Origin of the sequence: Natrinema gari JCM 14663, from assembly GCF_000337175.1 — an archaeon.
GTDB lineage: Archaea > Halobacteriota > Halobacteria > Halobacteriales > Natrialbaceae > Natrinema > Natrinema gari.
Genome location: NZ_AOIJ01000032.1, coordinates 31,177 through 55,865, shown reverse-complemented (window position 1 = coordinate 55,865; position 24,689 = coordinate 31,177). Strand labels below are relative to the sequence as shown.

The following is a 24,689-nucleotide window of genomic DNA, read 5'->3' as shown; positions in this document are numbered from 1 at the left end:
ACAATACTGTCATCGTCTTCGAAGTATTTACTCGAGTAGGAATAAATATTTACCATCATGGTTCTTACCAGGGGCATATGAAAGCCATCGCAGTTACGCCCGGAGCGGGCGTCCCGGAAGTCGTTGAGCGGCCCGTTCCCGACCCGACTCCTGGCGAAGCGCTCGTTCGGATCTGCCGCGTTGGCGTCGACGGGACCGATTACGAAGTCATCGACGGAACCCACGGCGGCGTCCCCGACGGCGACGACCGGCTGATTCTCGGTCACGAAGCCGTCGGCATCGTCGCGGACGCGAACGGAACGGCCCTCGAGGAGGGCCAGTACGTCGTGCCGACGGTTCGACGACCGCAACCGGGTGTCGAGACGAACGCGTACTTCGAGCGCGGTGAGCCAGATATGGCACCGGACGGCGAGTACGTCGAACGCGGGATCGTCGGCGCTCACGGGTTCATGGCCGAGTACGTGACGAGTCCGGCCGACTGTCTCGTTCCGATCCCGGCCGACCTGGCTCCGATGGGCTTTCTCGTCGAACCGATCAGCATCACCGAAAAGGCGATCCAACACGCCCGCGCGACCCGCTCGGCGTTCGACTGGCAGCCTGCGTCCGCGCTCGTCCTCGGAACCGGGTCGCTGGGACTGTTGACCGCCGCGATGCTCACGGAGACCCTCGAGTACGACCGCGTGTACTGTCTCGGCCGCAAGGACCAGCCACATCCGACGATCGATATCGTCGACCGGCTCGGCGCGACGTACATCGATTCCCGGGAAACGCCGGTCTCCGAGATCCCCGCGGCCTACGAACCGATGGATCTCGTCTACGAGGCGACCGGCTACGCGAAACACGCGTTCGAAGCGATCGAGGCACTGGCTCCCAACGGCGTCGCCGCCCTGCTGGGCGTCCCCGAGGATTGGGCGTTCGAGGTCGACGGCGGGCACCTCCATCGTGAACTCGTGCTCTCGAACAAGGCGCTCGTCGGCAGCGTCAACTCGAATCGCGGACACTTCGAGGCGGCCATCGATACCCTCTCCGCGCTTCCCGACTGGGTGCTCACGGAGGTCGTCTCCGGAGTCTACGATCTCGCGGCCCTCGAGCGGGCGTTTCCGGAGGTGACCGCGCCCGTCGCGGCGACCGGCGGCTCGACGGTGAGCCCGGATGACGATACGACTATAAAAACGGCGGTCGAATTCGAAGACATATGAAAAACGTTGACGACCTCATCGAGAGCGCGGCCGAGCTCGCGGCCCGCGGCCTCTCGAAAGGCGAAATCGCCGACGAGCTGAACGTCTCCCGGGAGACCGCTAGCTGGCTCGTCGAGCGCAGCAGCACGCCCGCCCAGTCGACCGAGCAGGCGTCCACCCCGCCGGCAAGCAGTGGCACCGGGCCACAGGACATCCACGTCGACTGGTCCGCGATCGGCCGGGACAGCAAGCGCATGAACGCCATCGCCTCGGCGATGGCCGATATGCTCGCCAAACACGGCGAGGACATCGACCTGACGATCGGCATCGAGAAAGCCGGCGGCCCCATCGCCACCCTCGTCGCACGCGAACTCGAGACCGATCTCGGGACCTACACCCCCGCCAAACACCAGTGGGAGGAAGGCGATATCGACGAACTCGGCGGGACGTTCAGCCGGAACTTCGCAGGCATCCGCGACCGCGAGTGTTACATCGTCGACGACACCATCACCAGCGGCACCACCATGCGCGAGACCATCGAGGCGATCCGCGCCGAAGGCGGCAAACCGCTGGCCTGCGTCGTCCTCGCCGATAAACAGGGGCTCGAGGAACTCGACGGCGTCCCGGTCTATTCGCTGTTGCAGGTCATCAGCGTCGGCAAGGACGAGTAGTCGACCCAGCGCACGATTGAAAAAACGCCCCGCGTGCGGCGGCTGGACAGCCGGCACTCGCAGGAAAAATGACCGCTCCGAAACGGCGAGGGCCTAACCGTGAATGCCCATCGCTTCGATCTGCTCTTGGTACCGGTTCCGGATCGTCACCTCGGTCACCTGTGCGACGTCGGCGACCTCGCGTTGGGTCTTCTTCTCGTTGCAAAGCAGTGACGCGGCGTAGATCGCGGCGGCGGCGTATCCGGTCGGTGACTTGCCCGACAGCAACCCTTCCTCGGCCGTTTTCTCGATGATCTCGTTGGCCTTGGTCTGGACCTCCTCGGACAGTTCGAGTTCAGAACAGAAGCGCGGGACGTACTTTTTCGGGTCGACGGGTCGCATCTCGAGGCCGAGTTCCTGCGAGATGTATCGATACGTGCGACCGATCTCTTTGCGTTCGACGCGGGAGACTTCCGAAATTTCCTCGAGACTTCGCGGGATGCCTTCCTTCCGACAGGCGGCGTACAGCGCGGAGGTCGCGACGCCCTCGATCGAGCGCCCGCGGATGAGGTCTTCCTTGAGCGCGCGCCGGTAGATGACCGACGCGACTTCGCGGACGGATCGCGGAACACCGAGCGCGGAGGCCATCCGATCGATTTCGCTGAGTGCGAACTGGAGATTCCGTTCACCAGCGTCTTTCGTTCGAATGCGTTCCTGCCACTTGCGGAGCCGGTGCATCTGGCTGCGTTTCTTCGACGAAATCGAGCGGCCGTAGGCGTCCTTGTCCTTCCAGTCGATGGTCGTCGTCAGTCCCTTGTCGTGCATCGTCTGGGTCGTCGGCGCGCCGACGCGGGACTTCTCCTGTCGTTCCTGGTGGTTGAACGCCCGCCACTCCGGGCCAGGATCGATCTGTTCTTCCTCCACGACGAGCCCACAATCTTCACAGATGAGCTCACCCCGGTCGGAGTCCTTAACGAGATTATCCGATTCACACTCGGGGCAGGCACGTACCCCCTCCTGATCCTCGGTCTCGTCCGTCTCGCGCGTTCGCTCCCGCTGGCGGGTGGACCGTGTCATCGCACTTTTATAGTAGTATCACCACGCTATATAAATATTGGGTAAGGTATTTCGGACACTACAGCTCATCCGCCGAAAACGACCAGTAGACGGGTTGAAAACCGAGGTTTACGATCCGAAACCGGAACGACTTTATCCGGGAGTGGCCGATCACGGAGACGAATGCCGGTCATCGAGTGCGACGTCGAGGCGGCTCGCGAACGACTCGAGGCGGCGGGCGTGACCGTCGACTCGGGCAACACTGACCACGAGCGCTGGCGGGCGAGCCGCGGCGGCGCGACCGCGGTCGCGTACGATGACAAGATCGTCGTCCAGGGATCGGACCCGCGCGACATCGAAGCGCTGCTCCGCGAGGGCGGCGGTCGCGCCCACGTCTACTTCGACGGCGGCTCTCGGGGCAATCCCGGGCCGGCCGCGATCGGCTGGGTGATCGTCACCGGCGACGGCATCGTCGCTGAGGACGGCGAGACCATCGGCACGAGTACCAACAATCAGGCCGAATACGAGGCGCTGATCGCGGGGCTCGAGGCCGCCCGTGACTACGGCTACGACGAGGTCCACGTCCGCGGCGACTCCGAACTCATCGTCAAACAGGTCCGCGGCGAGTACGACACCAACGACCCCGACCTTCGAGAGAAACGCGTTACCGTCCGCGAACTGCTTCGGGCGTTCGACGAGTGGACACTCGAGTACGTCCCTCGCGAGGTCAACGATCGTGCGGACGGGCTGGTCAACGAGGCACTGGATCGGGCCTGAATCTGCACGAGACGGACGGTTTCGTATCGGTTCGGCCGAATGATCTGCGATGGCGCGCGCTGGCGGCCGGCCGAGTGCAAACGAGGTCGGCAGTCAATACCGTGCGAGGGATGAGCGAGTGACCGAAGTGAACGAGCGAATCGGCTGGGGAGGGCGTGGTCACTCCCTGTTGCCACGATAGCAGCACACGCCCCTCGGATTCTCGTCGCAGCAGCGCCGTCAGAGATGGCTCCAACTGCTCGAGTATCGGTCAGAACGACCCGTCGAAGCGGATCGGCAAGCGGAAACCCGCCCGCGCCCATACACTCCACTATGACCGATCCGAACGCGACCGACGCTGACGGTGCGGCCGGCAAGCAACCCCGAGACGCCACCGCCGACCAGACCGCCGGGGACCTCCCCCGAGGGGTCGTCGACGACGTCGAACGGCTGACGCGACTCGAGCGTACCGCGGTCGACGAGAACGAAATCGCGGCCTACGAGGAGCGGCGCGACGAGTTGCTCGACGACCACGACTTCACCGCCCGCATCCGTGACGACGACGGCGACGCCGTCCTCGTGTGCCATCCCGAGGAGTGGCACGAGGACGGCGTCATCCGGACCGACCGCATCGAGGACATCGACCGCGCGGTCGAGATTCCGCTCGAGGGGACCGCGGACCCGGACGACTGGGAGTCGGTCAACGACCACAATCGCGACCTCGTCGCGGCGGTCAGGGAAGCCCACGGCGACGTTCACGGCGACAACGCGGCACTGCTCGCCGACTTCGCCGGCAACCACTACGCGAAGCCGATGGAGTCGCTGACGAGCGCGGAACTCGCGGAGTTCGGAACGGAGTACGTGATCCGGAACGCGTGGCCGTCGGAAAAACAGCGGGACGTGTTGGCGGAGTCGACGAAACTGGTCTTCGAGACGGCGGACGAGCCGGTCCCGGAGATCCAGTTCTAGTAGCTTTCGTCGACGATCTCGCGGATCTCGTCGGCGCGGTCGTCGCCCGTGACGACCTTCGAGAGGGACCACGTGATGCCGTCGAGGACGGCGTCGTAGCCGTCGTCGGTCAGGGAATACTGATTGGTTCGCTTGTCGAGTTCGCTTTTCTCGACCAGCCCCAGATCGACGAGTTCGTCGAGGTTGGGGTAGAGTCGGCCGTGGTTGACCTCCGTGCCGTAGTAGTCCTCGAGTTCGCGCTTGATCGCCAGGCCGTACATCGGCTCCTTGGCCAGGATGACGAGGATGTTGTTCTGGAAGGCCGTGAGTTCGCGTGCAATACTCTGCTCGCCGGTGATTGATTGTGCCTCTGACATACGTGTGTAAATGTCACCAGACTATTTAAGACTTGTCAACTAATCCTTCGTATCAGTCGGTAGTACAACACGCTACCGACGCAACATCGCCGGACACTGGTGTTGGTGCCCGATTCGTGTCTGTTTGATTTCTGGCAACCGTCACGTAGATGGTGACACTCGATTACGAAAGTACTTTTTGATCGACCGTGGACTCTCAGGTACATGGTCAACCTCTGGGAAGACCTCGAGACCGGACCGAATCCGCCAGAAGAGATCTACGCCGTCGTGGAATGTCTCAAGGGCGAGCGCAACAAGTACGAGTACGACAAGGACGTTCCCGGCGTCGTCCTCGACCGGGTGCTCCACAGCAACGTCCATTATCCGAGCGACTACGGGTTTATCCCGCAATCGTACTACGACGACGAGGATCCCTTCGACGTGCTCGTCCTCGTCGAGGATCAGACGTTCCCCGGCTGTGTCATCGAAGCTCGCCCGGTCGCGCTGATGAAGATGGACGACGACGGCGAGCAAGACGACAAGGTCATCGCGGTTCCCAGCGAGGACCCGCGCTACGATCACATCGAGGACCTCGACGACATCCCCCAGCAGCAACTCGACGAGATCGACGAGTTCTTCGCGACCTACAAGAACTTGGAGGAGGGCAAGGAAGTCGAGACGCAGGGCTGGGAGGACAAACAGGCCGCCTACGACGCGATCGAGCACGCCCAGGAACTCTACGACGAGCACTTCTAAGCGGAACCCGCCGTATTTACGGCCCGCAGTCGTTTGCTATCGCCGCCGCGAACGGATACCCGAGAGTTATCCATGGCCGGCCGTCCGATTCGCTATGAGCATGGGTAATTTTATCCCCGTTCCTGCCGTAGTCGTTCCCGTATGGCAGCATCCGATTCCGGTCCGCGAACGGCATCGTCGGCCGACGAGGGGGCCGACTCCGCCGCCGGCATGGCCCACCCCACGGTCGTTCCGACCAACTTCGATCCCGAGGACGCGAGCGAACGCGACTAGCGACTAGCCTGTCTCGAGTTCGCGCATCGGTCCGCGATCGCCACCGGGTTCGTCCGCCGCCGTTCGCGTCTGTTGATCCCCCGTCGCCGCCGTCCATAGCGAGTGCTCGGTAACCCCACCGACGGGGGCTCGGCCGTTCGCAAAACACTGTCTCGAAACGAACCTTCTTGTATGCGGTCGAACTACGTCCGTCCATGGGTCTGTTCGACCGATTACGGGGCGACGGCGATCCCCGGGTCGCATTTATCGGGGTCGACGGCGTGCCGTATAGTCTCCTCTCGGAGAACGAGGAACTGTTCCCCAACTTTGCTGCACTCGCTACCGACGGGACTGCCGGGGAAATCTCGAGCATCGTCCCGCCGGAATCCAGCGCCTGCTGGCCGTCGCTGACGACCGGGATGAACCCCGGTGAGACGGGCGTTTACGGCTTTCAGGACCGGGAGATCGGCACCTACGATACCTACGTTCCGATGGGGCGTGACGTCCAGGCTGAACGCGTCTGGGACCGCGTTCAGGAGACCGGACGCAAGGCAACCGTGATGAACGTGCCCGTCACGTTTCCGCCCCAGCGCGACGTCCAGCGGATGGTCTCCGGCTTCCTCTCGCCCGGCCTCGACAAGGCCGCCTATCCCGACGACGTCCGCGACTACCTCGAGACGCTCGACTACAGGATCGACGTCAACCCGAAACTCGGCCACCAGGACGACAAAGCGGCGTTCATCGAGGACGCTCACGCCACGATCGACGCCCAGTTCGAGGCCTTCAAACACTACATCGAGGAGGACGACTGGGACCTGTTCTTCGGCGTCTTCATGACCACCGACCGGGTCAACCACTTCCTGTTCAAGGATTACGAGCGCGACGGCGAGAACAGGGACGCATTCATCGAGTTCTACAAGAAAGTCGACGAGTACATCGGCCGCCTTCGAGAGTCGCTGCCGGACGACGTCACCATGATCGTCGCCTCCGACCATGGCTTTACCAGCCTCGACTACGAGGTTCATTTCAACGAATGGCTCCGAGAGGAGGGCTGGCTCTCCTTCCGGACCGACGACCCCGAGGAACTGAACGACATTGCCGACGATACGACGGCCTACTCGTTCATCCCCGGCCGCTTCTATATCAACCTCGAGGGGCGCGAACCCCGCGGTACCGTCCCCGAAGACGAGTACGACGCGGTCCGCGACGAACTCAAGGCCGCCCTCGAGGCGCTTGAGGGACCCGACGGCAACCCGGTCGTCGATCGCGTCGTCGAGAAGGAACGGGCCTTCCGCGGCGACCACGACGATATCGCACCGGATCTGGTCGCGATTCCGAACAACGGCTTCGACCTCAAATCCGGCTTCAAGGGTGATGGAGACGTCTTCGATACTGGGCCGCGCAACGGGATGCACAGTTTCGACGACACGTCGCTGTACATCGACCATCCCGACGCGACGATCGACAACGCCGATCTCTTCGACATCACGCCGACGATCCTCGATCTGATGGACATCGAGTACAGCCGCGGCGACTTCGACGGCGCGAGCCTGCTCTAGACCTCGAGACATCGCGGTCGATCCCACGCCCTGCACAATGCGTTTCAGTTTCGACGTGAACGGCTTCGTATGAAACGCTCGGTCGTGATCGCCGGCTGTCCGGGCGTGGCGGTTCTGCTGGCTGGGCTCGTACGCGCCATCACCGAGAGCACCGCGATCCTGGACGGTACCCCGGCCGGGGGCGGTCTCTATCTGTCAGTCGGAATCGGACTCCCGCAGTATCTGCTCTACAGCACGAGCGGTCCCCCCTCCAACTCGGACTGGCAATCCCCGCAGCCGCCGGTGCCGCGATCGCGGCCCTCGCCGGTCTCGTCCGCGGCTCGCTGCATGCGGACTGGGGAACAGGGTTCATCATCCTCCTAATGTACGTCCTGGTCGGGAACCTGATCGGGGCCGGCGTGCGGGCGTTTCGGGCCGGCTATCGATCCGGCTCGTGAGCTGGGCGGTCCCGCTGGGATCGTGGGCTCGCCGACGAGGAGCATCGGCGGAACCGATCCACACCCGGCCGATCGAGCCGCGGGTCCCGAGGTGGCAGCACACGAGGTGCCGAGCGGGATTCGAGGGCGTTTTCCGCTCGGCACCGAACCGACGGCCATGGAAGAGATCATCCACGCTCGCGGCCACGAGCACGTCAGCGCCGAGCATGCGAGTACCTTCGAAGTGACGACCGACGACTACCTCACTCCCGCGGGCGACTGCATCCTCGCGATCGAGGCCGATCGTGCGCCGGCGGACTTCGATCCCGACTTCGTCGCTGCCTGCCGGGACGCCGATGCGACGATTACGGTCACGATCGAGGCCGGCGGCCACACGGAGTCCGTGACGGGCCGCGGCGATCCCGACCTCGAGTTCACCAACGAGCGAAGCGCGGTCGGCCGGACGAGCGATTACGTCGACGATCGGACGATCGTGAACGACGCCGAGTTCGCGGCCGACGGGTTCGATCGCGGCCTCGTCGACGCGTTAGCCGACGGTGCCGCGGCGACGGTGACGATCACCGTCGAATAGACGCTGCCACGGCCCCGCTCGGGCGGCTCGAGCCCGAGACAATCGGCGGCTGTCGGGAGTCCGTCGCAGTTTTGATCCCGCGGGCCCAACGCAGCGATATGAGCGACGATCCGGAGCCCGCAGTCAATATCAGCGGCGGTGCGGCGGGCGGCGGTTCGACGGTCGAGTTCGATCCGGCGACCGCGGCGACCCGCGCGGAGGCGATCGTCGATCGACTGGGGGAGTTGTTCTGGCAGAAAGAGTACGGCGGCCGGGACGCCTTCACCTGTCTCGTCCGAACGATCCTGAGCCAGAACACGAGCGACAAGGCGAGTCAGCCGGCCCACGACGCACTGCTCGACAGATATGGGGGTCCAGACGTGGACCTCGCCGAATCGCTCGCGAGCGCCGAGCGATCGACACTCGCGGAAACGATCAGCGGGGCCGGGCTGTACAACCAGAAGTCCGAGACGCTGATCGATACTGCCGAGTGGGTTCTCGCGGAGTTCGACTCCGCGTCGGCGTTCGACGCCTTCGTCAAAGACGAGGAGCCGTCGGTCGTTCGCGAGACGCTCCTTTCGGTCCGCGGCGTCGGGCCGAAGACCGCCGACTGCGTCCTGCTATTCGCCGGCGGTCGCGGCGGCGTGTTCCCCGTCGACACGCACGTCCACCGCATCTATCGGCGCATGGGGATCGCACCACCCGACGCGGATCACGAAGCGGTTCGCGAGGTCCTTGAGCGCGACGTCCCCGCGGCGAAGTGTGGCTTCGGCCACACGGCGACGATCCAGTTCGGTCGCGAGTACTGCCGGGCGCGCACGCCCGCCTGTCTCGAGGACCCCGACGCCTGCCCGATGGCCGACGTCTGCGAACAGGTCGGCGTCTTCCCGGCGACCGGCGAGGTCGTCGATCCGGCCGAAACGCCGGCGGCGACCGAGGCGGACGACTGATCGAGCGTCGCGTGGAACGGGCGGCCGGCAGTCGGTGCCGACGACCACGACCCGTCCGGGTGGTCGAAAACCGTTACCGCGGCCCGCCCCCATCCCGCGACCGGCGACGCCGTTGTGACGCCTCCCGGCGAAGCGGGGCGGGACCGGTCCGCGAGCGATCGTCGCCTTCATACAAGCTCGCTTTACTTATCGAAATAATGGTTGCATTCACGCCCGCCGAACGGGATGCGGTTTACAAAGCGATCTACACCCGCCGGGACATCCGGCGGTTTCGGGACGAGCCGGTTCCCGACGCGGTTCTCGAGCGGCTCATTGAGGCGGCACATCACGCGCCGAGCGTCGGCTTCTCACAACCCTGGGACCTCATCGTCGTCAAAGATGAGGGGACGAAAAACGACATCGCGGCGATCGCCGAGCGCGCGATCGCGGCCGCCCGCGAGGGCTACGAGGAACCGCGCCGATCCGAGTTCGCCGATCTGAAACTCGAGGGCATCCGCGAGTCGCCGGTCAACGTCTGCGTGACCTGTGATCCGACGCGGGGCGCGCCCCACGTGTTGGGTCGCAGTTCGATGAAGCGCACGGACGTGTACTCGACGTGTCTCGCCGTCCAGAACCTCTGGCTGGCCGCCCGTGCGGAAGGCGTCGGCGTCGGGTGGGTGAGTGTCCTCTACCCGTACGAGGTGCAGGAAGTCCTCGACATCCCACCGCACGTCAAGCCGATCGCGTACCTCTGTCTCGGCTACCCGGAGGACGGGTTTCCGGAGGAGCCGGTCCTCCAACAGGAAGGGTGGCGCGACCGGCTCGAGGTGGAGCGACTCGTCCACGAAGAGCAGTGGAACGCCGACCGGGCGAGCGCGGACCGACGGGAACCGACCACTCATTCGTAGCCCACCCCGGCCGACCCGGCGGGTGGTCGACCGAGTCGTCGGCTCGAGTTGCGGACGGAGTCGACCTCGCCGCTTGGCTATGACATGTCTGTTCGTCCCACATCGGTCCCCGCTCTTCGGATCGACGGCTCCCGCTCCGAGCGGTGCGTTCGAGCCGTTGTGACGTTCCGTAACACGTCTTCGTGACTTCACAACGGTTATATGTCGGAATCGGGGTAGACCCGGGGTACCAATGCCTGCAGGCCCAGATCGGGTTGCAGAAACGAGCGAGTGCGAGTCGGAGTCACCATCGAAAAACAAGCGAATACGGTCCGCGACCTCGCGCCGGCGGGTGCTGTCGGCGACGGCGGCCGGATCGGTGACCGCTCTCGCCGGCTGTACGAAACTGCTCTCGAACGGCGGCGGCGATCCGCTCCGCGTCAGTGTCTGGAGCGGAAACTACGCCGAGCGATTCGAGGAAGCGGTCGTCTCGAGATACGAAGACGAGTTCGATGCGGCGGTCCAACTCGAGCCGGGATGGAACAACATCCTCAGCGACATTCAAACTGCACCGGACGACGACCCGCCGTACGACGTGACGATCACGGAGGGGAATTTTTACTACTACGGCCGACAGGACGACCTCTTCCACGAGATTCGGACCGACAACGTTCCCAACTTCGACGAGGTCATCGACTATTATACCGACTTCCGGAACACGGACTACGGGATGCCGGTCGACGGCGCTCCCTGTACCATCATCCACCGCGAGGGGATGGATTTCGAGCCGGACTCGTGGGCCGACCTCTCGTCGGCGGCCGTCGCGGAAAGCAACGGCGTCGGCGTCGATACCGGGTTCTGGTGGTACCCGATGTATGCCGCCGCCGTCGGCATGGACGAGGCCGAACTCGGCGAGGAGATGCACGACGCGGCCCTCCACGACGACGTCCTCGACACCGTCCGCGAGTGGCCCATCGAGAGCTGGGCGAGCTCCGGCGAGGACATCTGGCAGGCATTCCAAAACGACGTCATTGATGTCGCGCAGTGGTACTACGAGCAGACGGCGTACGACATCGACGACTACGACGGTCTGACCCACACGATGCCGGAGGAGACGACCGGCTACCTGAACCACTGGTGTGTCGTCAAGGGCACCGACAAGCGCGATCAGGCTGAGAAGTTCATCAACTTCCTCATGGACGCCGAGGTCCAGACGGCGTGGTCCAAGGAAATGCCCACCCTGTTCTGCAACGAGAACACCGAGTATGCCGGCGATCTAGCGGACGATCTGCCGAGCAACAGCGAAGAAGCACGAAACATCGCCTTCCCGGACTGGGAATTCCTCGCAGCGCACAGCGGCGACCTCTCCGACGACTTCACCGAGATGCAGTCGAACGCCTAAGGATCGCCACTGCCACCACAATTCATGTCTGAAATCACGCTTGCCGGACTCGAGAAACGGTACGGAGACACGCTCGCCGTCGAGGACGTCTCGGTGACGATCGATGACGGCGAACTACTGTGCCTGCTCGGACCCAGCGGCAGCGGCAAATCCACGACACTGCGGATGCTCGCCGGCCTCGAGACGCCGACCGACGGCGAAATACGCATCGGCGACGAGGACGTGACCGATCGCCCGGCCTACGAACGCACCACCGCAACGGTGTTTCAGGACTGGGCGCTGTTCCCGCACAAGACGGTCCTCGAGAACGTCGCCTTCGGGCTGAAGATGCAGGGGATGGGGAAAGACGAGCGCCGCGAACAGGCCCGTGAGATGCTCGAGCGCGTCCGAATGGGAGAATACGCCGATGACGACCCGATGAACCTGAGCGGCGGACAGAAACAGCGCGTCGCGCTCGCACGGTCGCTGGCCGTCAACCCCGATGTCTTGCTGCTCGACGAGCCGCTGTCGAACCTCGACAAGCGACTCAGCGAGGACATGCAGATCGAACTCCGCGAGATCCACGCGGAACTCGAGGAGACGTTCGTCCACGTCACCCACGACCAGGACGAGGCGTTTACCCTCGCCGATCGGATCGGCATCATGGCCGACGGCACCCTCGTCCAGGTCGGCGAGCCGAACGAGGTCTACGAGAACCCGAAGAACCGGTTCATCGAGGGCTTCCTCGGCGATACGAACTTCGTGGCCGGCGAGGTCGAGCGGACGACGGCCGACTCGGTCCACGTCGAGACCGAACTGGGCCGCGAGGTCGTCCTCCCGAGGACGGCCGGCGCGGACGGCGCGGCCGCCCTCGCCGCAGGCGAGTCGGTGGCGCTGTCGCTTCGTCCCGAAGTGCTCTCGATCGAGCCGGCGGACGCGGCCACATTCGACGGCGAGGCGGACCGAACACAGCCGGTGCGTACCGACGGAAGTACGACGAACGCCGTCGTCGGCACGATCGAGAACGTCCTCTATCGAGGGTCGACGATCCGCTACTCCGTCGCGGTCGAGGACACGTCGCTGTTCGTCGAACGCACCGTCGCCGACTCCGGCGCGTTCGACGCTGGTGACGAGATCCGGATCAGTTGGGACGGCGCGGATGTCCTCGCGTTCCGCGACGACGGCTCGAGGGTCGACCTATAACGATGTCCGGAACGCACTCATCGTCTTCGCTGCCGGCCCCGATCGCGCGGCTCTGGGAGTCCCTGCGCGAGCGATCGCGCTCGAAGCGGGCGCTGCTGTTGATGGCCCCGCTGCTGGTCTTCGAGTTGCTCCTGTTCGTCGCACCGTTTCTGATCCTGCTGCGGATCAGCCTCACAAACGGGTCACAGGACCTCCGCTACGCGCCGGGAACGTGGTCGCTCTCCGGATACAGCGAGGTGTTTTCCACCGACATACTGCTGAACGCGATCACCTACTCGATCAAACTGGGGCTGCTCGCGACGGCGATCACGGTCGTGATCGCGACGTTTTACGCCTACGCGATCTGGCGATCCGAAGGACTCGTCAAGTCGGCGCTGCTGTTCTCGGTCGTCCTGCCCCTGCTGACGACGCTTGTCATCAAGACCTACGCGTTCATGCCACTGCTCTCACCGAACGGGACGCTCAACGATGTCCTGCTGTCGCTGAACCTCATCTCGGAGCCGATCCAGTTCGTTCCGGGAACGGTCGGCGTCGTCGTCGGACAGGTCTACATCGTCCTGCCCTACGCCGTGCTGGCGATCTACAGCGTCCTCGCGACGATGGACTGGGGGATCGTCGAAGCCGCTCGCGACCTCGGCGCGAGCCGTCCACGCTCGGTGCTCGAGGTCGTCGTGCCCCAAGCGATGCCCGGCATCATCGTCGCGACGGTGATCTCCTTTGCGTGGAGCGTCGGTGCCTACGCTGCGCCGGGGCTTCTCGGCGACGGGCAAAACAAGGCAAGGGCGTTCGCACTGGTGGTCGAGAAGCGACTGCTAACGCTCCTACAGTGGGAGGTCGCGACCGCGTACGCGGTCGTCATGTTGCTCCTGATGCTCGTGAGCATCGTCCTTCTTACGGCCACACTCAACTACTTCGGAGGTGAGTTCGAATATGCATAGAGAACGGCTCGAGAACGCCCTGTTCCGGGCGGGCTATCTGGCGATCCTGACGTTCATGCTGTTACCGCTCGCGGTGGTCGTCGTGACCTCCTTCGCGGAGTCGGGGAACCTCGCGTTCCCGCCCGAGCACTACTCGCTGGTTCACTACCGCACGTTCGTCGAGGAGACGCACTGGCTGTTGGCGTTCGACAACAGCCTCCTCGTCGGCGTCGGAACGACGATCATCGCGACCACGCTCGGCGTCACGGCCGCCTTCGGCCACGAAATCGACGACGGCCGCGCCGGACAGGTACTCGCGCCGCTGGTCCTCATCCCGCTGTTGATCCCGCCGATCATCCTCGGGATCTCGATGCGCGTCTACTTCGTCAGGGCTGGCATCGGGGCCTCGTACCCGAGCATCATCCTCGCGCACACGCTGTGGGCGACACCGCTGGTCTACTTCGTGATGCGGTCGGTGTTCAGCCGGTTCGACTGGCAGCTCCTCGACGCCGCGAAAGACCTCGGCGCGGGACCGATCCGGTCGTTCGTCTACGCCGTCCTCCCCAACGTCAAACACGGGATCTTCGTCGGCGCGCTGCTCGCCTTTATTATCAGTCTCCAAGAGTTCGTGATGGCGCTGTTCCTCTCGAGTCGCAGCACCGAGACCATCCCGGTCGTCGCGTGGACCCAGATCCGACAGTCGCTGGATCCGATGGTGAGCGTCGTCTCGACGTTCCTCATCATCATCTCGCTTATCGCGATCGTGATCGCGACGATCGCCACGAACCTGGACTGGCTCTCGAAACAGCTGTCCTGATCGGCCGTTTCCGATCCGGTGCTTTCTTCGAGCGCTCTCACCAACGCACGTAGTCGGTCACGTAGCGAACCTGAACAGCCAGCAGCAATTCTGTGGCAGTGGCTCCGAACAGGGCAGTGGCTCCGACCAGCGCGGTGGCACCAGTCAGTACAGTGGCCGGCTCGAGCGCTCGCCGAATCGGCGAGCGCTCGAGTCACGGGGGAGGGCAGGCCGACCGCGCGGCGCGCGAACCCGCGCGCCGCGTTGCTGACCTGGCGGACAGTGAACGGGCGAGCGATCGCTGCCAAGCGATCGCGAGGGCTTTCAGAGGAAGCGGAAGGTCTCGAGGTTCTTGGGCGCGAACGTGCGCATGTCGTACTCGTGGTAGAGCGCCGACGAGAGGTCCTGCGTGGAGCGCTCGTCGCCGTGGACACAGAGGACCTTCTCGGGGCGCGGGTTCATCGTCTTGACGAAGTTCTCGAGGCCGGCGCGGTCGGCGTGGCCGGAGAAGCCGTCGACGGTTTCGACGTTCATGTTCAGCGAGAGGGTGCCGCGGCCGCCGCCGTTGCCCATGGCACCGACTTCGCTGGTCGGGATCTCGTCCCAGCCGTTCTGGATGCGGCGACCGAGGGTTCCCTGGGCCTGGTAGCCGACGAAGACGAGCGAGGAGTCCGGATCGGGACCGATGTGGGAGAGCCAGGACATGATCGGCCCGCCGGTGACCATCCCCGACGTCGAGAGGATGATACAGGACTCGCCGTCGGCGACGTCCTGTCGTTCCTCCTCGCCGCCGTCGATGTGGTTGAACTCGTCGGCGAGGAACGGGTTTTCGTCCTCGTGGAAGATGCGATCCCGCAGGTCGTCCCGGAGGTACTCGGGGTAGGTCGTGTGAATCGCAGTGGCCTCCCAGATCATCCCGTCGAGGTGGACCGGCATCGATGGGATCTCGCCGTTGCGCATCGCCTCCTCCAGGACGAGCATGATCTCCTGTGATCGACCCACGGCGAAAGCGGGGATGACGACCTTGCCGTCCCGCTCGTAGGTCTCGTTGATGACCTCCTTGAGATTGCGCTCGGAGTCCTCCTGATCGGTCTGGTAGTCGTTGCGACCGCCGTAGGTCGACTCGAGGACGAGCGTCTCGACGCGCGGGAAGTCGTTGACTGCACCGTTGAACAACCGGGTGTCCTCGTAGTGGATGTCGCCGGAGAACGCGACGTTGTAGAGGCCGTCGCCGATGTGGAAGTGCGAAACGGCCGAGCCCAGAATGTGGCCGGCGTTGTGGAACGTGAGTTTGACGTCGGGCGCGATGTCGGTGACGTCGCCGTACTCGAGCGGGATGCAGTGTTTGATCGCTTCGCGAACCTGCTCGCTTTCGTAGGGCGGGCTCCGGCCCTCTTTGGCCGCGACATCGAGGTAGTCGAGCGTCAGCAGGCCCATCATGTCGCGCGTGGGCTCGGTACAGTAAATCGGCCCGTCGTAGCCGTACTTGAACAGGAGCGGGATCAGCGCGGAGTGGTCGAGGTGGGCGTGGGTCAACACGACCGCGTCGATGGTCTGTGGGCCCGCGCCGAGCGCCTCGGGTGCGTGGAGGTACGGCACCTCGTCTTCGGCACCGGGTTTGTCGCCGCAGTCGATGAGGATTCGCGTTTCGGGCGTCGAGAGAATAAACGAGGCCCGCCCGACCTCGCGACAGCAGCCCAGTGTGGTGATACGGACGTACTCGTCGTCGGACATCTCCTCGCGGTGGATCTGTCGGCCGACTTTCTCCAAGATGTCACGACGGTCGTCGCGTTCCTGCTTGAGGAAGCTCCGAACGTTCGAGACGGTCGAGGACTCGATCGGCGGCGTGCGGACGACTTCGGGCGTCCAGCCGACGTTCTTCGTGATTTCGCGGAGGGTCGACCCGTGGCGGCCGATGACCATGCCGGGCTTTTCGGCCTCGATGACGACCTCGCCGGTATCGGCGTGGAAGTCGAGGTCGGTGACGCCCGCGTCCTCGGGAATGACGTTCATGATCTCCTCGCGGGCCTGTTCGGGCCGTGAGAGGACGCTGGGGTCGGGCCGGACAGTGATTCGCTTGCGAAGTTTGCTCGCGAGTTGCCGAATGAGGTCGCCCTGCTGGGCGAACTTCTTCGGGTCGCGCGTGTAGACCACCAGTTCGGGGCCTTCGTATTTCACCGAGGAGACCGAGATATCGCTCGGTAACTCGCTCGTGATCTGTGCTTTGAGATCGTCGAGTTGCTGCTCTACAGTGCTCATAATCGCCGAATGTGGCTTGCGTGAACTCGCCGTCCGGGATCGAACGCGGCATCGGGCCGGGGAGAGAGGATCGGGACTGGAGAACGACTCCCGGTTCCGTGACGGACGCCACGTAGCGGCCGTCGTCTCGGAACCGATCGCGAGCATCGTCGTCCGCGCGGGACAACGTCGCTCACACTCCGTCTCGTCTCCCGATTCATCGTATCCTACTCCGTAGCTGACGAACACGCTCCCGGATCGGTTATCCTGGTCCGTGCGGGACAATTCCAGGGAGAACCCGCTTACTCGAGGCTATTCTTTGCGTGGTATAAAAGCCTTCGCAAAAACCAGGGCAGTGGGAGTCGGACCTATCAGGACAGTATGTACGTGACTCCAACTCGAGTTCGCGAGGAACGTGACTGGGTGGTGGATCGAACCGAGACGGTCGTTGGCCTCATCAACGAGGTTCGAACCGATCTCGGCGACGCCTTCGGAACCGATGTCGACGCGGTCACCGAGTCACAGTATCGGGAGGCAGTCGACGCCGTCTTCGCTGACGGCGATCTGGCCGTCAACGTCGCGGCGCTGATCGCGATCCTCAGGGAACTCGATGTCGACGGGGATTATCCGGGCTTCGTCGTCGACGAACTCCTTGGGCGCGAATTAGCTGCGACGATCGCCGGTCCGCAGCCGCTACGGACGCTCGGCGAAGCGACCTTCCACTACGCCGACGTGCGGGTCCACGGCGGTGCGGACGAAAACGCCGGCGTCGACGACTGCGAGGCGGCCCTCGCGGCCGGCTTTCAGGAACGACTCCCCGGCTGGGACTGGACCGACGGCGAGAGTCCGTTCGCCCTCGAACGGTGAGCGCCACCGGTGAGCGGGCCGACAGACGGCAGTCGCCGCCTAGTCGTTCGTCTCGTTCCCCGCAGCCGAGTCGTTCCCGTCGCCCGATTCGGTTCCGGTGGCCGTCTCGGTCGCGGTCTCGGATTCGTTCGTCTCTCCGTCCGCTGCTGCTTGCTGTTGTTGCTCGAGCAGTGCCTGTTGTTGCTCGAGTTGTTGTGCTCGCCGTTGTTGCTGTTGGACGAGCGGCTCGTACTGCTCGCCGGGGTAGATCGCTCCGGTGGCCCCATCGCGGAGCGACTGCAGGATCGCCTCGTCGGAGCCGGTGACGAGGAAGAGCCCGTATGCGGTCTCGGAGTTTTCGATCGTGATGGCTGCCGGAGCCGAGTCCTCGAAGTCGGTTGCAGCGGATTCGACTAACTCGCGTTGTCGCTTCTGGTACGCCAGTTGCGCCTCCTGCCGACCGAGATCGCCGCTCTCGATGTCGGCCTGTATCTCGTCCCCGAGCGTCGAGACTTTTTCCTCGTCCGGTCTGACTTGGAGCGTGACCGCGGTGGCCGCGTCGTCGTCCGACTGACCGATCGATTCGAGTTGGGAACAGCCGGCCAGCGATGCGGTGGCACCGGCACCGGTAAGCGCGAGGAAACCCCGGCGGGTCGGAAGGTTCGACATTGTCTCTGACACGCAGGGTCGAGGGCCAATATACCTTCTGCGTTGGCCCTCGCACGCGCGGTCGACGGCAACCGACGCGGGACGGATCCCCACGACAACGGGCACCTTTTATTCGCGCCCGAACTACCACGGCCCAGTGACTGATTCAGCGGACGGCACGCGAACGGAAACCCTTCGGGAGCCGACGCCAGCGGCCGCTCGCGACATCGTCGCCCGCGGCATCGATCGGGAGGCGATCGTGACCGTCTACGGACGCTGCACCGTCGACTACGAGGGCCGCGCCTCGAGTCGCCTCGAGGCGGGTGCCCGTCACGTCATGCTCAAGCCCGACGGGGCGGCGCTGGTCCACACAGACGAGGGGCAGCAGCCGGTCAACTGGCAGCCGCCGGGCTGTACGCACGATGCCGTCTGCGAGGACGGCGAGCTCATCCTCGAGAGCGTGCGGTCGACGCCGGACGAGCGACTCCGGGTCCGGTTTCGGGAGGTGCTGCAGGTGTCGGCGTTCTCGGGTACCGACGAGAACGAACTCGCCCTCGTCGGCACGGAAGAGGACCTCCGCCAGCGAATTCTCGAGGACCCGTCCGTGCTCGAGGCCGAGTTCACGCCGCTGGCGACCGAACGCGAGACGCCCGCGGGTGCGGTCGACATCTACGGCGAGGACGCGGCCGGCCGAGCGGTCGTGGTCGAACTGAAGCGGCGGCGGGTCGGGCCGGACGCGGTGAGCCAACTCCGCCGCTACGTCGACGCCCTCGAGCGCGACCTCCACGCCGACGCTGCCGTACGGGGGATACTGGTCGCTCCCTCGGTAACCGACCGTGCGAGTCGGCTCCTGACCGAACACGGCCTCGAGTTCGTCTCCCTTGAGCCCCCCGCCGAGTGATTTCGTCCCGGACGGTCGGGCGACTCCATCGACCAATCACCCACCCGTCCGTGGGGTCGCCGGCACTGACTGACAGCGGTCCGTCTCAGTCAGGCAGGATACGTGCCCTCGAGTCGTGCCTGCTCGAGCACGTGCTTCTCGATCGTCGACTCGAGGTCGGCGGCGGCCGCATCGGGCCCGAGATCGAGCGACGTCTCGAGGGCGAACAGTCTGAATCGGTACGTGTGCTCCCTGTCTGGCGGGTTCGGGCCGCCGTAGCCCCGTTCGCCGAAATCGTTCGTGCCCTCGATTGCGTCCGCAGCGTCCCAGTCCTCCGGAATCGTCCCCGTCTCCGGCGGCACGTTCCAGACGATCCAGTGGTCCCACACCGTGCCGGCGGGCTCTATCGCGTCCGGATCGTCCACGATCAACGCGAGGGTCTCCGCGTCGTCGGGGACGCCGCGTATCTCGAGTGGTGGGTTGACGTTCGTCTCTGTGTAGCCATACTCCTCGGGGATTCGGTCCCCGTCGTCGAAGGCCTGACTCTCGAGTGTGAACTCTCCCATGTTATCCACGCTCCGTGTGCCCCGCTTCGAGCGGTCATCGCCCAGCGAAAAGAACCTTACATTCGAAGCCACGAACGGCGGTATCTCCGGCTGCCGTGTCACACACCGGCGACGAGACGGCAGGCGAGTTGCTACCGACGGACGACGAATATTGCGATCCCGAGGAGCAACAGCCCGAGTCCCCACCACAGCGACTTGCCCGGCAGGAAGGCGAGCAACAGTGTGACGATACCCGACGTGATGAGGGACCACCCGATCGTTGTTCGATATGTCATACTACTAGCTTCTCGCCGAGGTGGTTGTGCGTTGTGCCGGTCCTCGCAACCTGACCGACTCCATCGATGCGAGGACGTTTCAAGCGGAGCGACTGATCGGTGCCCATGGGAAACGAACTCTCGATCCGTCGGTACCGACCTGACGACGGCCCCAGGGTTAGAGACCTCCACGAAACAGCCATGCGGGACGCCAACGCCTACGTCGAGGGCGTTCCGGACGACGACCTCGAGTCGATCACGGAGACGTTTCTCGAGCCCGGCGGCGAGTTTCTGGTCGGCGAACGAGCTGGTCGGATCGTCGCGATGGGCGCGTTTCGACCGGTCGACGACTCGGCACACATCGCGACGGTCGTTTCCGACCTCGGCGACGCGGCGGCCGAGGTGACGCGACTGCGCGTCGCGCCCGACGCACAACGGCGGGGCTACGGACGGCAGCTCTACCGGGAACTCGAGGAACGTGCCCGGTCGCGAGGGGTCGAACAGTTCGTCCTCGATACGAGACCGACCCAAACCGCGGCCCGCGGACTGTACGACACGGAAGGCTTCGAAGCGGTGTGTCGCGAGTGGGTCGAAGCATTCGATGATCCCTTCGAACTGATCTTTTATCGGAAATCGATCGCCGACGATGGTTTCAGATGAACCCTTGTGGGGTTGAAGCAGGAACCGTTCGCGCTAGAAGTCCGTACGAGCCCAGGTTTCAGACGAGCCCTTGTGGGTTCCGCATGATGGCGGCCGCTGGTGACCGATTTGCGATGACGCTCACGTTCGAGCGGCCGCTGACCGAGGAGAAGGTCGCCGAGCACTGCCGGGCGATCGCCGATCATCTGGTGGAGAGTGATAACTGACATTGCGATCGACATCCAGTATCGGCCAGCCGGCGGCCCACCGGGGAAGATCTCGTTCCGGCCGCAGCCCGATGGCGACTGGGTGTGGGTTGTGGTTGAATGGAACGGCTGTCAGTAGCGCGAGACCGGATGCGAGCCCGTCGAAGAAGTCAATCCCGAATGTGCTGAGGATGTCGCGATCGACGAGTAGTCAGTCCAAAAATGTCTTTGGTGAGACCGCACCGTTCTCGAGCAACTCCGAATCGAACGTGACCAGGACCCCATCTGTTTCTTCTGCCGTCGTGAGAATGAGGCAGTCCATTGGATACAGTAACGTTCGTTCTTGGACTGAGTAGGATGTAAGCAGGTCGTTGGAGTCCGGCCGGTAGACAGTAATTCGATCCCAGAGCTTTTCGAGGAGGCGTTCAACCCGATCCTGATCAAGGCGCTTTTTCTTCGCCAACACGGTCCGGAATTCCATCAGGTTGAACATCGTTGTCGACAGCTCACGGTCCAAATTCAAGAATTCCGTTGCGATAGCGCCTCGTTCCGATTCGTTGAGTGTCGCAGCGACGAGAATATTCGTATCGACGAACAGCTTCATACGTCTTCGCGGATCTCTCGGACGTCCTCGACCGAGTCAACCTCGACGTCAACGTCAGCAAACGCCTGCGACAGAAACGTCCCTAATGGGGCGTCATCGCCGTCGTTTGAGGAGGCATCGTCGTCGTCCATAGTAGATGGATCGATGGCTACAGGCATGATTCTGTTGGTAATGCAATTCCGGTGCGTAGTGAATAACTGTACTGGGACGTTTTGGCGGCGGAGTGATCGTTGAACAGAAGAGCCACCCTCTTCGCGGTTGCGCTATCGTTTCTTGGACCCGGCTCAGATACTCCGACTCGGAGAGGTTGCCGTCGTCGACGCTCGAAACTCCGATCACTACGATCTGCGAGGGGGGGGTCTGGGCTCCGGGTATCTGAATGAGGGCAGCTAGTCATCGACCCCCGGGGGTAGACGGACTACTGGAGGTCGACGGAAGGACTTTATTGAGGGCGTGCTATACAGAGGCTGCAGCCCGGAAATCAGTCATGGTTTCAGACGGACCCTTGTGGGGTCGAAGGAACACTGACGGCTGTCCTCGAGCTCGATAAGTCTGGGTTTCAGACGGACCCTTGTGGGGTCGAAGGTCGCCGGCGATCACCGCACAGTTCTCGAGGAAGCCGCGTTTCAGACGGACCCTTGTGGGGTCGAAGGGCCCACGACGGATCGCGGGCACACTCGGCGTCGCGAGTTTCAGACGGACCCTTGTGGGGTCGAAGGGGCCGGCCGTGCGCCCAGAGGCGCTCTCCCCAACAGTGTTTCAGACGGACCCTTGTGGGGTCGAAGGCGGTCCGAACTGCCGAACGTGATTTTGCCGTCTGAGTGTTTCAGACGGACCCTTGTGGGGTCGAAGGTTCATCTGCTCGCGCACCTCGTCGGGGCGCATGGCGTTTCAGACGGACCCTTGTGGGGTCGAAGGTGAGTATGACCAACGCTTCGATCAAATGGAGCGAGTTTCAGACGGACCCTTGTGGGGTCGAAGGATGTCGTTTCGGGCGGGGAACGACGAACAGACGGGTTTCAGACGGACCCTTGTGGGGTCGAAGGCTGGCGTACGGCGTCGAACCGGACGATAACTCCCAGTTTCAGACGGACCCTTGTGGGGTCGAAGGGTATACTGGGACGACCTGGAGCGGAAGGCGAAGGAGTTTCAGACGGACCCTTGTGGGGTCGAAGGACCGACGCCGCCGCCCACCTGATCGACGATCTCGGGTTTCAGACGGACCCTTGTGGGGTCGAAGGGTGCAGCGCGAGGGAGCGACCGCGAAGGAAATCCGTGTTTCAGACGGACCCTTGTGGGGTCGAAGGTTGGGCTCGATGCGGTCGGCGATCGTCTGGTGGCTCGGTTTCAGACGGACCCTTGTGGGGTCGAAGGTCGCCACTGGCATCACGGGTGTGTTGGTCTATATCAGTTTCAGACGGACCCTTGTGGGGTCGAAGGCTCGACGATGTCCACGACCGTCCCGCGGACGGGCGGGTTTCAGACGGACCCTTGTGGGGTCGAAGGGGATGTCTGTACAGTACCGACCCTAGTAAAGTTAGTTTCAGACGGACCCTTGTGGGGTCGAAGGTTCGGCCCGGGGCCGAGTAGATCGAGGTCTTCGGGTTTCAGACGGACCCTTGTGGGGTCGAAGGGTCCGTGGCGAGTGGGTCGCGACCCGCTGCCGACGGGTTTCAGACGGACCCTTGTGGGGTCGAAGGATCGTCCCGTGGATAACCTGAACGAAGTGGCGCGTTTCAGACGGACCCTTGTGGGGTCGAAGGGTCGGCAGCTTCCCCGTCGTTCGCGAGCGCGGCGAGTTTCAGACGGACCCTTGTGGGGTCGAAGGCCCGGCGAGGAGGACGACGTCTCCATCCGCGCCGGTTTCAGACGGACCCTTGTGGGGTCGAAGGCCGCTCGAGCAGACCGGCGTCGATGTCGTCTGGTACGGTTTCAGACGGACCCTTGTGGGGTCGAAGGGTCGTCGACGAGGAGCCCGATCGGGACGCCGGGCGGTTTCAGACGGACCCTTGTGGGGTCGAAGGCACGGCCGATATATACGTCCGTACTGTCCCGTTTGCGTTTCAGACGGACCCTTGTGGGGTCGAAGGAACCCCGTCCTCCGACATCACGATCGCCCCCGTGTCTGGTTTCAGACGGACCCTTGTGGGGTCGAAGGGAGATCGAATCGGGATGGGCGTCGGCGAAGTCCTCGTTTCAGACGGACCCTTGTGGGGTCGAAGGGACGGGCTCTTGGAACGGCGAGCGCTCGTGCAACCGGTTTCAGACGGACCCTTGTGGGGTCGAAGGTCTGCCTTCGACAGTGGTGTCCCGTCGCCGATCCCCGTTTCAGACGGACCCTTGTGGGGTCGAAGGGGAAAGTGAACCGGGGCCTGTACGAGTACGTCCCAGAGTTTCAGACGGACCCTTGTGGGGTCGAAGGGGCGACGACGAGATCGAGGAGCAGACCGTCCCCGCGGTTTCAGACGGACCCTTGTGGGGTCGAAGGACCGACGCGGACTTCGTCGGCACCGGGCCGAGCAACAGTTTCAGACGGACCCTTGTGGGGTCGAAGGGAGCATCGTGACGACGCCCGAGTCGCCGTCCTGGGGGTTTCAGACGGACCCTTGTGGGGTCGAAGGGTCACCCGCCTCGAGCCGGTCGCTGAACGTCTCCGGTTTCAGACGGACCCTTGTGGGGTCGAAGGCGCGCCTCGAGCATCCCCCGCGCCGCTTGGTAGATCGGTTTCAGACGGACCCTTGTGGGGTCGAAGGCCTGTCCGGCTGGCGGCTCCGGCGCGTCGAATCCGGGTTTCAGACGGACCCTTGTGGGGTCGAAGGCGAGGGAGCGGTAACGGTCCCGAAGACGGAGCAGACGGTTTCAGACGGACCCTTGTGGGGTCGAAGGAGCCGCCGCACGCGCCGCTCGAGGCGATCGTGTTTCAGACGGACCCTTGTGGGGTCGAAGCTGCGATAGTGTCCAACAGCGCCACGTACTCCGAGGGTTTCAGACGGACCCTTGTGGGGTCGAAGCAAACTCTTGGACCGCCCATGCAGAGCCGCCGTTGACTGGGTTTCAGACGGACCCTTGTGGGGTCGAAGCTTCCAGTCGGCAAATCTCATCTGTACAACGAGTGAGTTTCAGACGGACCCTTGTGGGGTCGAAGCTCGAAGTACCTGCGGTGGATACCAACGGCGCTGGCGGTTTCAGACGGACCC

The 24,689-nt window shown here is 64.0% G+C and carries 25 protein-coding genes and 1 CRISPR repeat array (1 of these 26 running past the window's edge); of the genes, 17 read left to right on the top strand and 8 right to left on the bottom strand.

Annotation, left to right across the window (positions count from 1 at the left end; translation table 11 throughout):
• Positions 1-77 precede the first annotated feature (77 nt).
• Positions 78-1,199: a glucose 1-dehydrogenase gene (locus C486_RS02510; RefSeq protein ID WP_008452686.1), complete on the top strand. Its 1,122-nt coding sequence runs from the start codon at positions 78-80 to the stop codon at positions 1,197-1,199.
• Entirely contained in the window at positions 1,196-1,849 is a 654-nt protein-coding gene (gene gfcR, locus C486_RS02505; RefSeq protein ID WP_008452683.1) for a transcriptional regulator GfcR, read from the top strand. Before C486_RS02510 ends, gfcR begins: the two co-directional genes overlap by 4 nt.
• 93 nt (positions 1,850-1,942) lie before the next feature.
• Here the strand turns inward: gfcR and C486_RS02500 are convergent, their stop codons facing one another.
• On the bottom strand, positions 1,943-2,905 hold the full coding sequence (locus C486_RS02500) for a transcription initiation factor IIB (protein WP_006184711.1): 963 nt from the start codon (positions 2,903-2,905) through the stop codon (positions 1,943-1,945).
• Positions 2,906-3,067: 162 nt separating this feature from the next.
• Between C486_RS02500 and rnhA the strand changes: the two genes are divergently transcribed.
• Together rnhA and C486_RS02490 are read left to right on the top strand one after the other, a co-directional pair.
• On the top strand, positions 3,068-3,661 hold the full coding sequence (rnhA, locus tag C486_RS02495) for a ribonuclease HI (RefSeq protein WP_008452681.1): 594 nt from the start codon (positions 3,068-3,070) through the stop codon (positions 3,659-3,661).
• Positions 3,662-3,973: 312 nt separating this feature from the next.
• Complete coding sequence (locus C486_RS02490; protein WP_008452679.1) at positions 3,974-4,609, top strand: DUF7108 family protein; 636 nt, start codon at positions 3,974-3,976, stop codon at positions 4,607-4,609.
• On the opposite strand, the gene C486_RS02485 is transcribed toward C486_RS02490, so the two are convergent.
• Positions 4,606-4,965: a PadR family transcriptional regulator gene (locus tag C486_RS02485; protein ID WP_006184714.1), complete on the bottom strand. Its 360-nt coding sequence runs from the start codon at positions 4,963-4,965 to the stop codon at positions 4,606-4,608. The genes C486_RS02490 and C486_RS02485 overlap by 4 nt on opposite strands.
• Before the next feature lie 204 nt (positions 4,966-5,169).
• Here C486_RS02485 and C486_RS02480 point away from each other — a divergent pair, with 204 nt between their 5' ends.
• From C486_RS02480 to C486_RS02440, 10 genes are all read left to right on the top strand, one after another.
• A complete protein-coding gene (locus C486_RS02480; RefSeq protein WP_006184715.1) occupies positions 5,170-5,700 on the top strand; it encodes an inorganic diphosphatase in 531 nt (176 codons plus the stop codon).
• Positions 5,701-5,841: 141 nt separating this feature from the next.
• Positions 5,842-5,973: a hypothetical protein gene (locus C486_RS22560; RefSeq protein WP_008452675.1), complete on the top strand. Its 132-nt coding sequence runs from the start codon at positions 5,842-5,844 to the stop codon at positions 5,971-5,973.
• 194 nt (positions 5,974-6,167) lie between these two features.
• Complete coding sequence (locus tag C486_RS02475; RefSeq protein WP_008452673.1) at positions 6,168-7,511, top strand: alkaline phosphatase family protein; 1,344 nt, start codon at positions 6,168-6,170, stop codon at positions 7,509-7,511.
• Positions 7,512-8,105: 594 nt separating this feature from the next.
• Complete coding sequence (locus C486_RS02470) at positions 8,106-8,519, top strand: DUF371 domain-containing protein (RefSeq protein ID WP_008452669.1); 414 nt, start codon at positions 8,106-8,108, stop codon at positions 8,517-8,519.
• A gap of 98 nt (positions 8,520-8,617) precedes the next feature.
• Positions 8,618-9,448: an endonuclease III domain-containing protein gene (locus tag C486_RS02465; protein ID WP_008452668.1), complete on the top strand. Its 831-nt coding sequence runs from the start codon at positions 8,618-8,620 to the stop codon at positions 9,446-9,448.
• 197 nt (positions 9,449-9,645) lie between these two features.
• A complete protein-coding gene (gene bluB, locus C486_RS02460) occupies positions 9,646-10,335 on the top strand; it encodes a 5,6-dimethylbenzimidazole synthase (protein ID WP_008452665.1) in 690 nt (229 codons plus the stop codon).
• Between the two features lie 232 nt (positions 10,336-10,567).
• Entirely contained in the window at positions 10,568-11,716 is a 1,149-nt protein-coding gene (locus C486_RS02455) for an ABC transporter substrate-binding protein (protein ID WP_049910062.1), read from the top strand.
• A 24-nt stretch (positions 11,717-11,740) separates the two neighbouring features.
• The gene (locus C486_RS02450; RefSeq protein WP_008452661.1) at positions 11,741-12,898 is read left to right on the top strand and encodes an ABC transporter ATP-binding protein; all 1,158 of its coding nucleotides are present in this window, start codon (positions 11,741-11,743) and stop codon (positions 12,896-12,898) included.
• A 2-nt stretch (positions 12,899-12,900) separates the two neighbouring features.
• Positions 12,901-13,836, top strand: a complete 936-nt coding sequence (locus tag C486_RS02445; protein ID WP_008452660.1) for an ABC transporter permease — start codon at positions 12,901-12,903, stop codon at positions 13,834-13,836.
• Positions 13,829-14,632, top strand: coding sequence for an ABC transporter permease (locus tag C486_RS02440; RefSeq protein WP_008452658.1), 804 nt, complete (start codon positions 13,829-13,831; stop codon positions 14,630-14,632). Before C486_RS02445 ends, C486_RS02440 begins: the two co-directional genes overlap by 8 nt.
• A gap of 303 nt (positions 14,633-14,935) precedes the next feature.
• On the opposite strand, the gene C486_RS02435 is transcribed toward C486_RS02440, so the two are convergent.
• The gene (locus tag C486_RS02435; protein ID WP_008452656.1) at positions 14,936-16,870 is read right to left on the bottom strand and encodes a beta-CASP ribonuclease aCPSF1; all 1,935 of its coding nucleotides are present in this window, start codon (positions 16,868-16,870) and stop codon (positions 14,936-14,938) included.
• Positions 16,871-17,230: 360 nt separating this feature from the next.
• Here C486_RS02435 and C486_RS02430 point away from each other — a divergent pair, with 360 nt between their 5' ends.
• Positions 17,231-17,716 carry a hypothetical protein gene (locus C486_RS02430; RefSeq protein ID WP_008452653.1) on the top strand — a complete coding sequence of 162 codons (486 nt, stop codon included), beginning with the start codon at positions 17,231-17,233 and terminating at the stop codon, positions 17,714-17,716.
• A 39-nt stretch (positions 17,717-17,755) separates the two neighbouring features.
• Here the strand turns inward: C486_RS02430 and C486_RS02425 are convergent, their stop codons facing one another.
• A complete protein-coding gene (locus C486_RS02425) occupies positions 17,756-18,364 on the bottom strand; it encodes a hypothetical protein (RefSeq protein ID WP_008452651.1) in 609 nt (202 codons plus the stop codon).
• Between the two features lie 136 nt (positions 18,365-18,500).
• On the opposite strand from C486_RS02425, the gene nucS reads away from it, so the two are divergent.
• Complete coding sequence (gene nucS / locus C486_RS02420) at positions 18,501-19,244, top strand: endonuclease NucS (RefSeq protein WP_008452649.1); 744 nt, start codon at positions 18,501-18,503, stop codon at positions 19,242-19,244.
• Positions 19,245-19,333: 89 nt separating this feature from the next.
• Here nucS and C486_RS02415 read toward each other — a convergent pair whose 3' ends face one another.
• Positions 19,334-19,789, bottom strand: a complete 456-nt coding sequence (locus C486_RS02415; RefSeq protein ID WP_008452648.1) for a YbhB/YbcL family Raf kinase inhibitor-like protein — start codon at positions 19,787-19,789, stop codon at positions 19,334-19,336.
• 131 nt (positions 19,790-19,920) lie between these two features.
• Entirely contained in the window at positions 19,921-20,064 is a 144-nt protein-coding gene (locus C486_RS21500; protein WP_008452646.1) for a hypothetical protein, read from the bottom strand.
• Positions 20,065-20,169: 105 nt separating this feature from the next.
• Between C486_RS21500 and C486_RS02410 the strand changes: the two genes are divergently transcribed.
• A complete protein-coding gene (locus tag C486_RS02410; protein WP_049910061.1) occupies positions 20,170-20,703 on the top strand; it encodes a GNAT family N-acetyltransferase in 534 nt (177 codons plus the stop codon).
• Between the two features lie 396 nt (positions 20,704-21,099).
• Here C486_RS02410 and C486_RS02405 read toward each other — a convergent pair whose 3' ends face one another.
• Together C486_RS02405 and C486_RS22555 are read right to left on the bottom strand one after the other, a co-directional pair.
• Positions 21,100-21,492 carry a type II toxin-antitoxin system VapC family toxin gene (locus tag C486_RS02405; protein ID WP_008452641.1) on the bottom strand — a complete coding sequence of 131 codons (393 nt, stop codon included), beginning with the start codon at positions 21,490-21,492 and terminating at the stop codon, positions 21,100-21,102.
• Positions 21,489-21,623: a hypothetical protein gene (locus C486_RS22555; RefSeq protein WP_275039787.1), complete on the bottom strand. Its 135-nt coding sequence runs from the start codon at positions 21,621-21,623 to the stop codon at positions 21,489-21,491. Before C486_RS22555 ends, C486_RS02405 begins: the two co-directional genes overlap by 4 nt.
• Before the next feature lie 359 nt (positions 21,624-21,982).
• Positions 21,983-24,689: a CRISPR direct-repeat array (repeat unit 30 nt; unit sequence GTTTCAGACGGACCCTTGTGGGGTCGAAGG) (it continues 1,206 nt past the right edge of the window).

Coding starts and splice junctions, on each gene's coding strand:
- C486_RS02510 (WP_008452686.1), top strand. CDS start 78: ATGAAAGCCATCGCAGTTACGCCCGGAGCGGGCGTCCCGGAAGTCGTT.
- gfcR (WP_008452683.1), top strand. CDS start 1,196: ATGAAAAACGTTGACGACCTCATCGAGAGCGCGGCCGAGCTCGCGGCC.
- C486_RS02500 (WP_006184711.1), bottom strand. CDS start 2,905: ATGACACGGTCCACCCGCCAGCGGGAGCGAACGCGCGAGACGGACGAG.
- rnhA (WP_008452681.1), top strand. CDS start 3,068: ATGCCGGTCATCGAGTGCGACGTCGAGGCGGCTCGCGAACGACTCGAG.
- C486_RS02490 (WP_008452679.1), top strand. CDS start 3,974: ATGACCGATCCGAACGCGACCGACGCTGACGGTGCGGCCGGCAAGCAA.
- C486_RS02485 (WP_006184714.1), bottom strand. CDS start 4,965: ATGTCAGAGGCACAATCAATCACCGGCGAGCAGAGTATTGCACGCGAA.
- C486_RS02480 (WP_006184715.1), top strand. CDS start 5,170: ATGGTCAACCTCTGGGAAGACCTCGAGACCGGACCGAATCCGCCAGAA.
- C486_RS22560 (WP_008452675.1), top strand. CDS start 5,842: ATGGCAGCATCCGATTCCGGTCCGCGAACGGCATCGTCGGCCGACGAG.
- C486_RS02475 (WP_008452673.1), top strand. CDS start 6,168: ATGGGTCTGTTCGACCGATTACGGGGCGACGGCGATCCCCGGGTCGCA.
- C486_RS02470 (WP_008452669.1), top strand. CDS start 8,106: ATGGAAGAGATCATCCACGCTCGCGGCCACGAGCACGTCAGCGCCGAG.
- C486_RS02465 (WP_008452668.1), top strand. CDS start 8,618: ATGAGCGACGATCCGGAGCCCGCAGTCAATATCAGCGGCGGTGCGGCG.
- bluB (WP_008452665.1), top strand. CDS start 9,646: ATGGTTGCATTCACGCCCGCCGAACGGGATGCGGTTTACAAAGCGATC.
- C486_RS02455 (WP_049910062.1), top strand. CDS start 10,568: ATGCCTGCAGGCCCAGATCGGGTTGCAGAAACGAGCGAGTGCGAGTCG.
- C486_RS02450 (WP_008452661.1), top strand. CDS start 11,741: ATGTCTGAAATCACGCTTGCCGGACTCGAGAAACGGTACGGAGACACG.
- C486_RS02445 (WP_008452660.1), top strand. CDS start 12,901: ATGTCCGGAACGCACTCATCGTCTTCGCTGCCGGCCCCGATCGCGCGG.
- C486_RS02440 (WP_008452658.1), top strand. CDS start 13,829: ATGCATAGAGAACGGCTCGAGAACGCCCTGTTCCGGGCGGGCTATCTG.
- C486_RS02435 (WP_008452656.1), bottom strand. CDS start 16,870: ATGAGCACTGTAGAGCAGCAACTCGACGATCTCAAAGCACAGATCACG.
- C486_RS02430 (WP_008452653.1), top strand. CDS start 17,231: ATGTACGTGACTCCAACTCGAGTTCGCGAGGAACGTGACTGGGTGGTG.
- C486_RS02425 (WP_008452651.1), bottom strand. CDS start 18,364: ATGTCGAACCTTCCGACCCGCCGGGGTTTCCTCGCGCTTACCGGTGCC.
- C486_RS02415 (WP_008452648.1), bottom strand. CDS start 19,789: ATGGGAGAGTTCACACTCGAGAGTCAGGCCTTCGACGACGGGGACCGA.
- C486_RS21500 (WP_008452646.1), bottom strand. CDS start 20,064: ATGACATATCGAACAACGATCGGGTGGTCCCTCATCACGTCGGGTATC.
- C486_RS02410 (WP_049910061.1), top strand. CDS start 20,170: ATGGGAAACGAACTCTCGATCCGTCGGTACCGACCTGACGACGGCCCC.
- C486_RS02405 (WP_008452641.1), bottom strand. CDS start 21,492: ATGAAGCTGTTCGTCGATACGAATATTCTCGTCGCTGCGACACTCAAC.
- C486_RS22555 (WP_275039787.1), bottom strand. CDS start 21,623: ATGGACGACGACGATGCCTCCTCAAACGACGGCGATGACGCCCCATTA.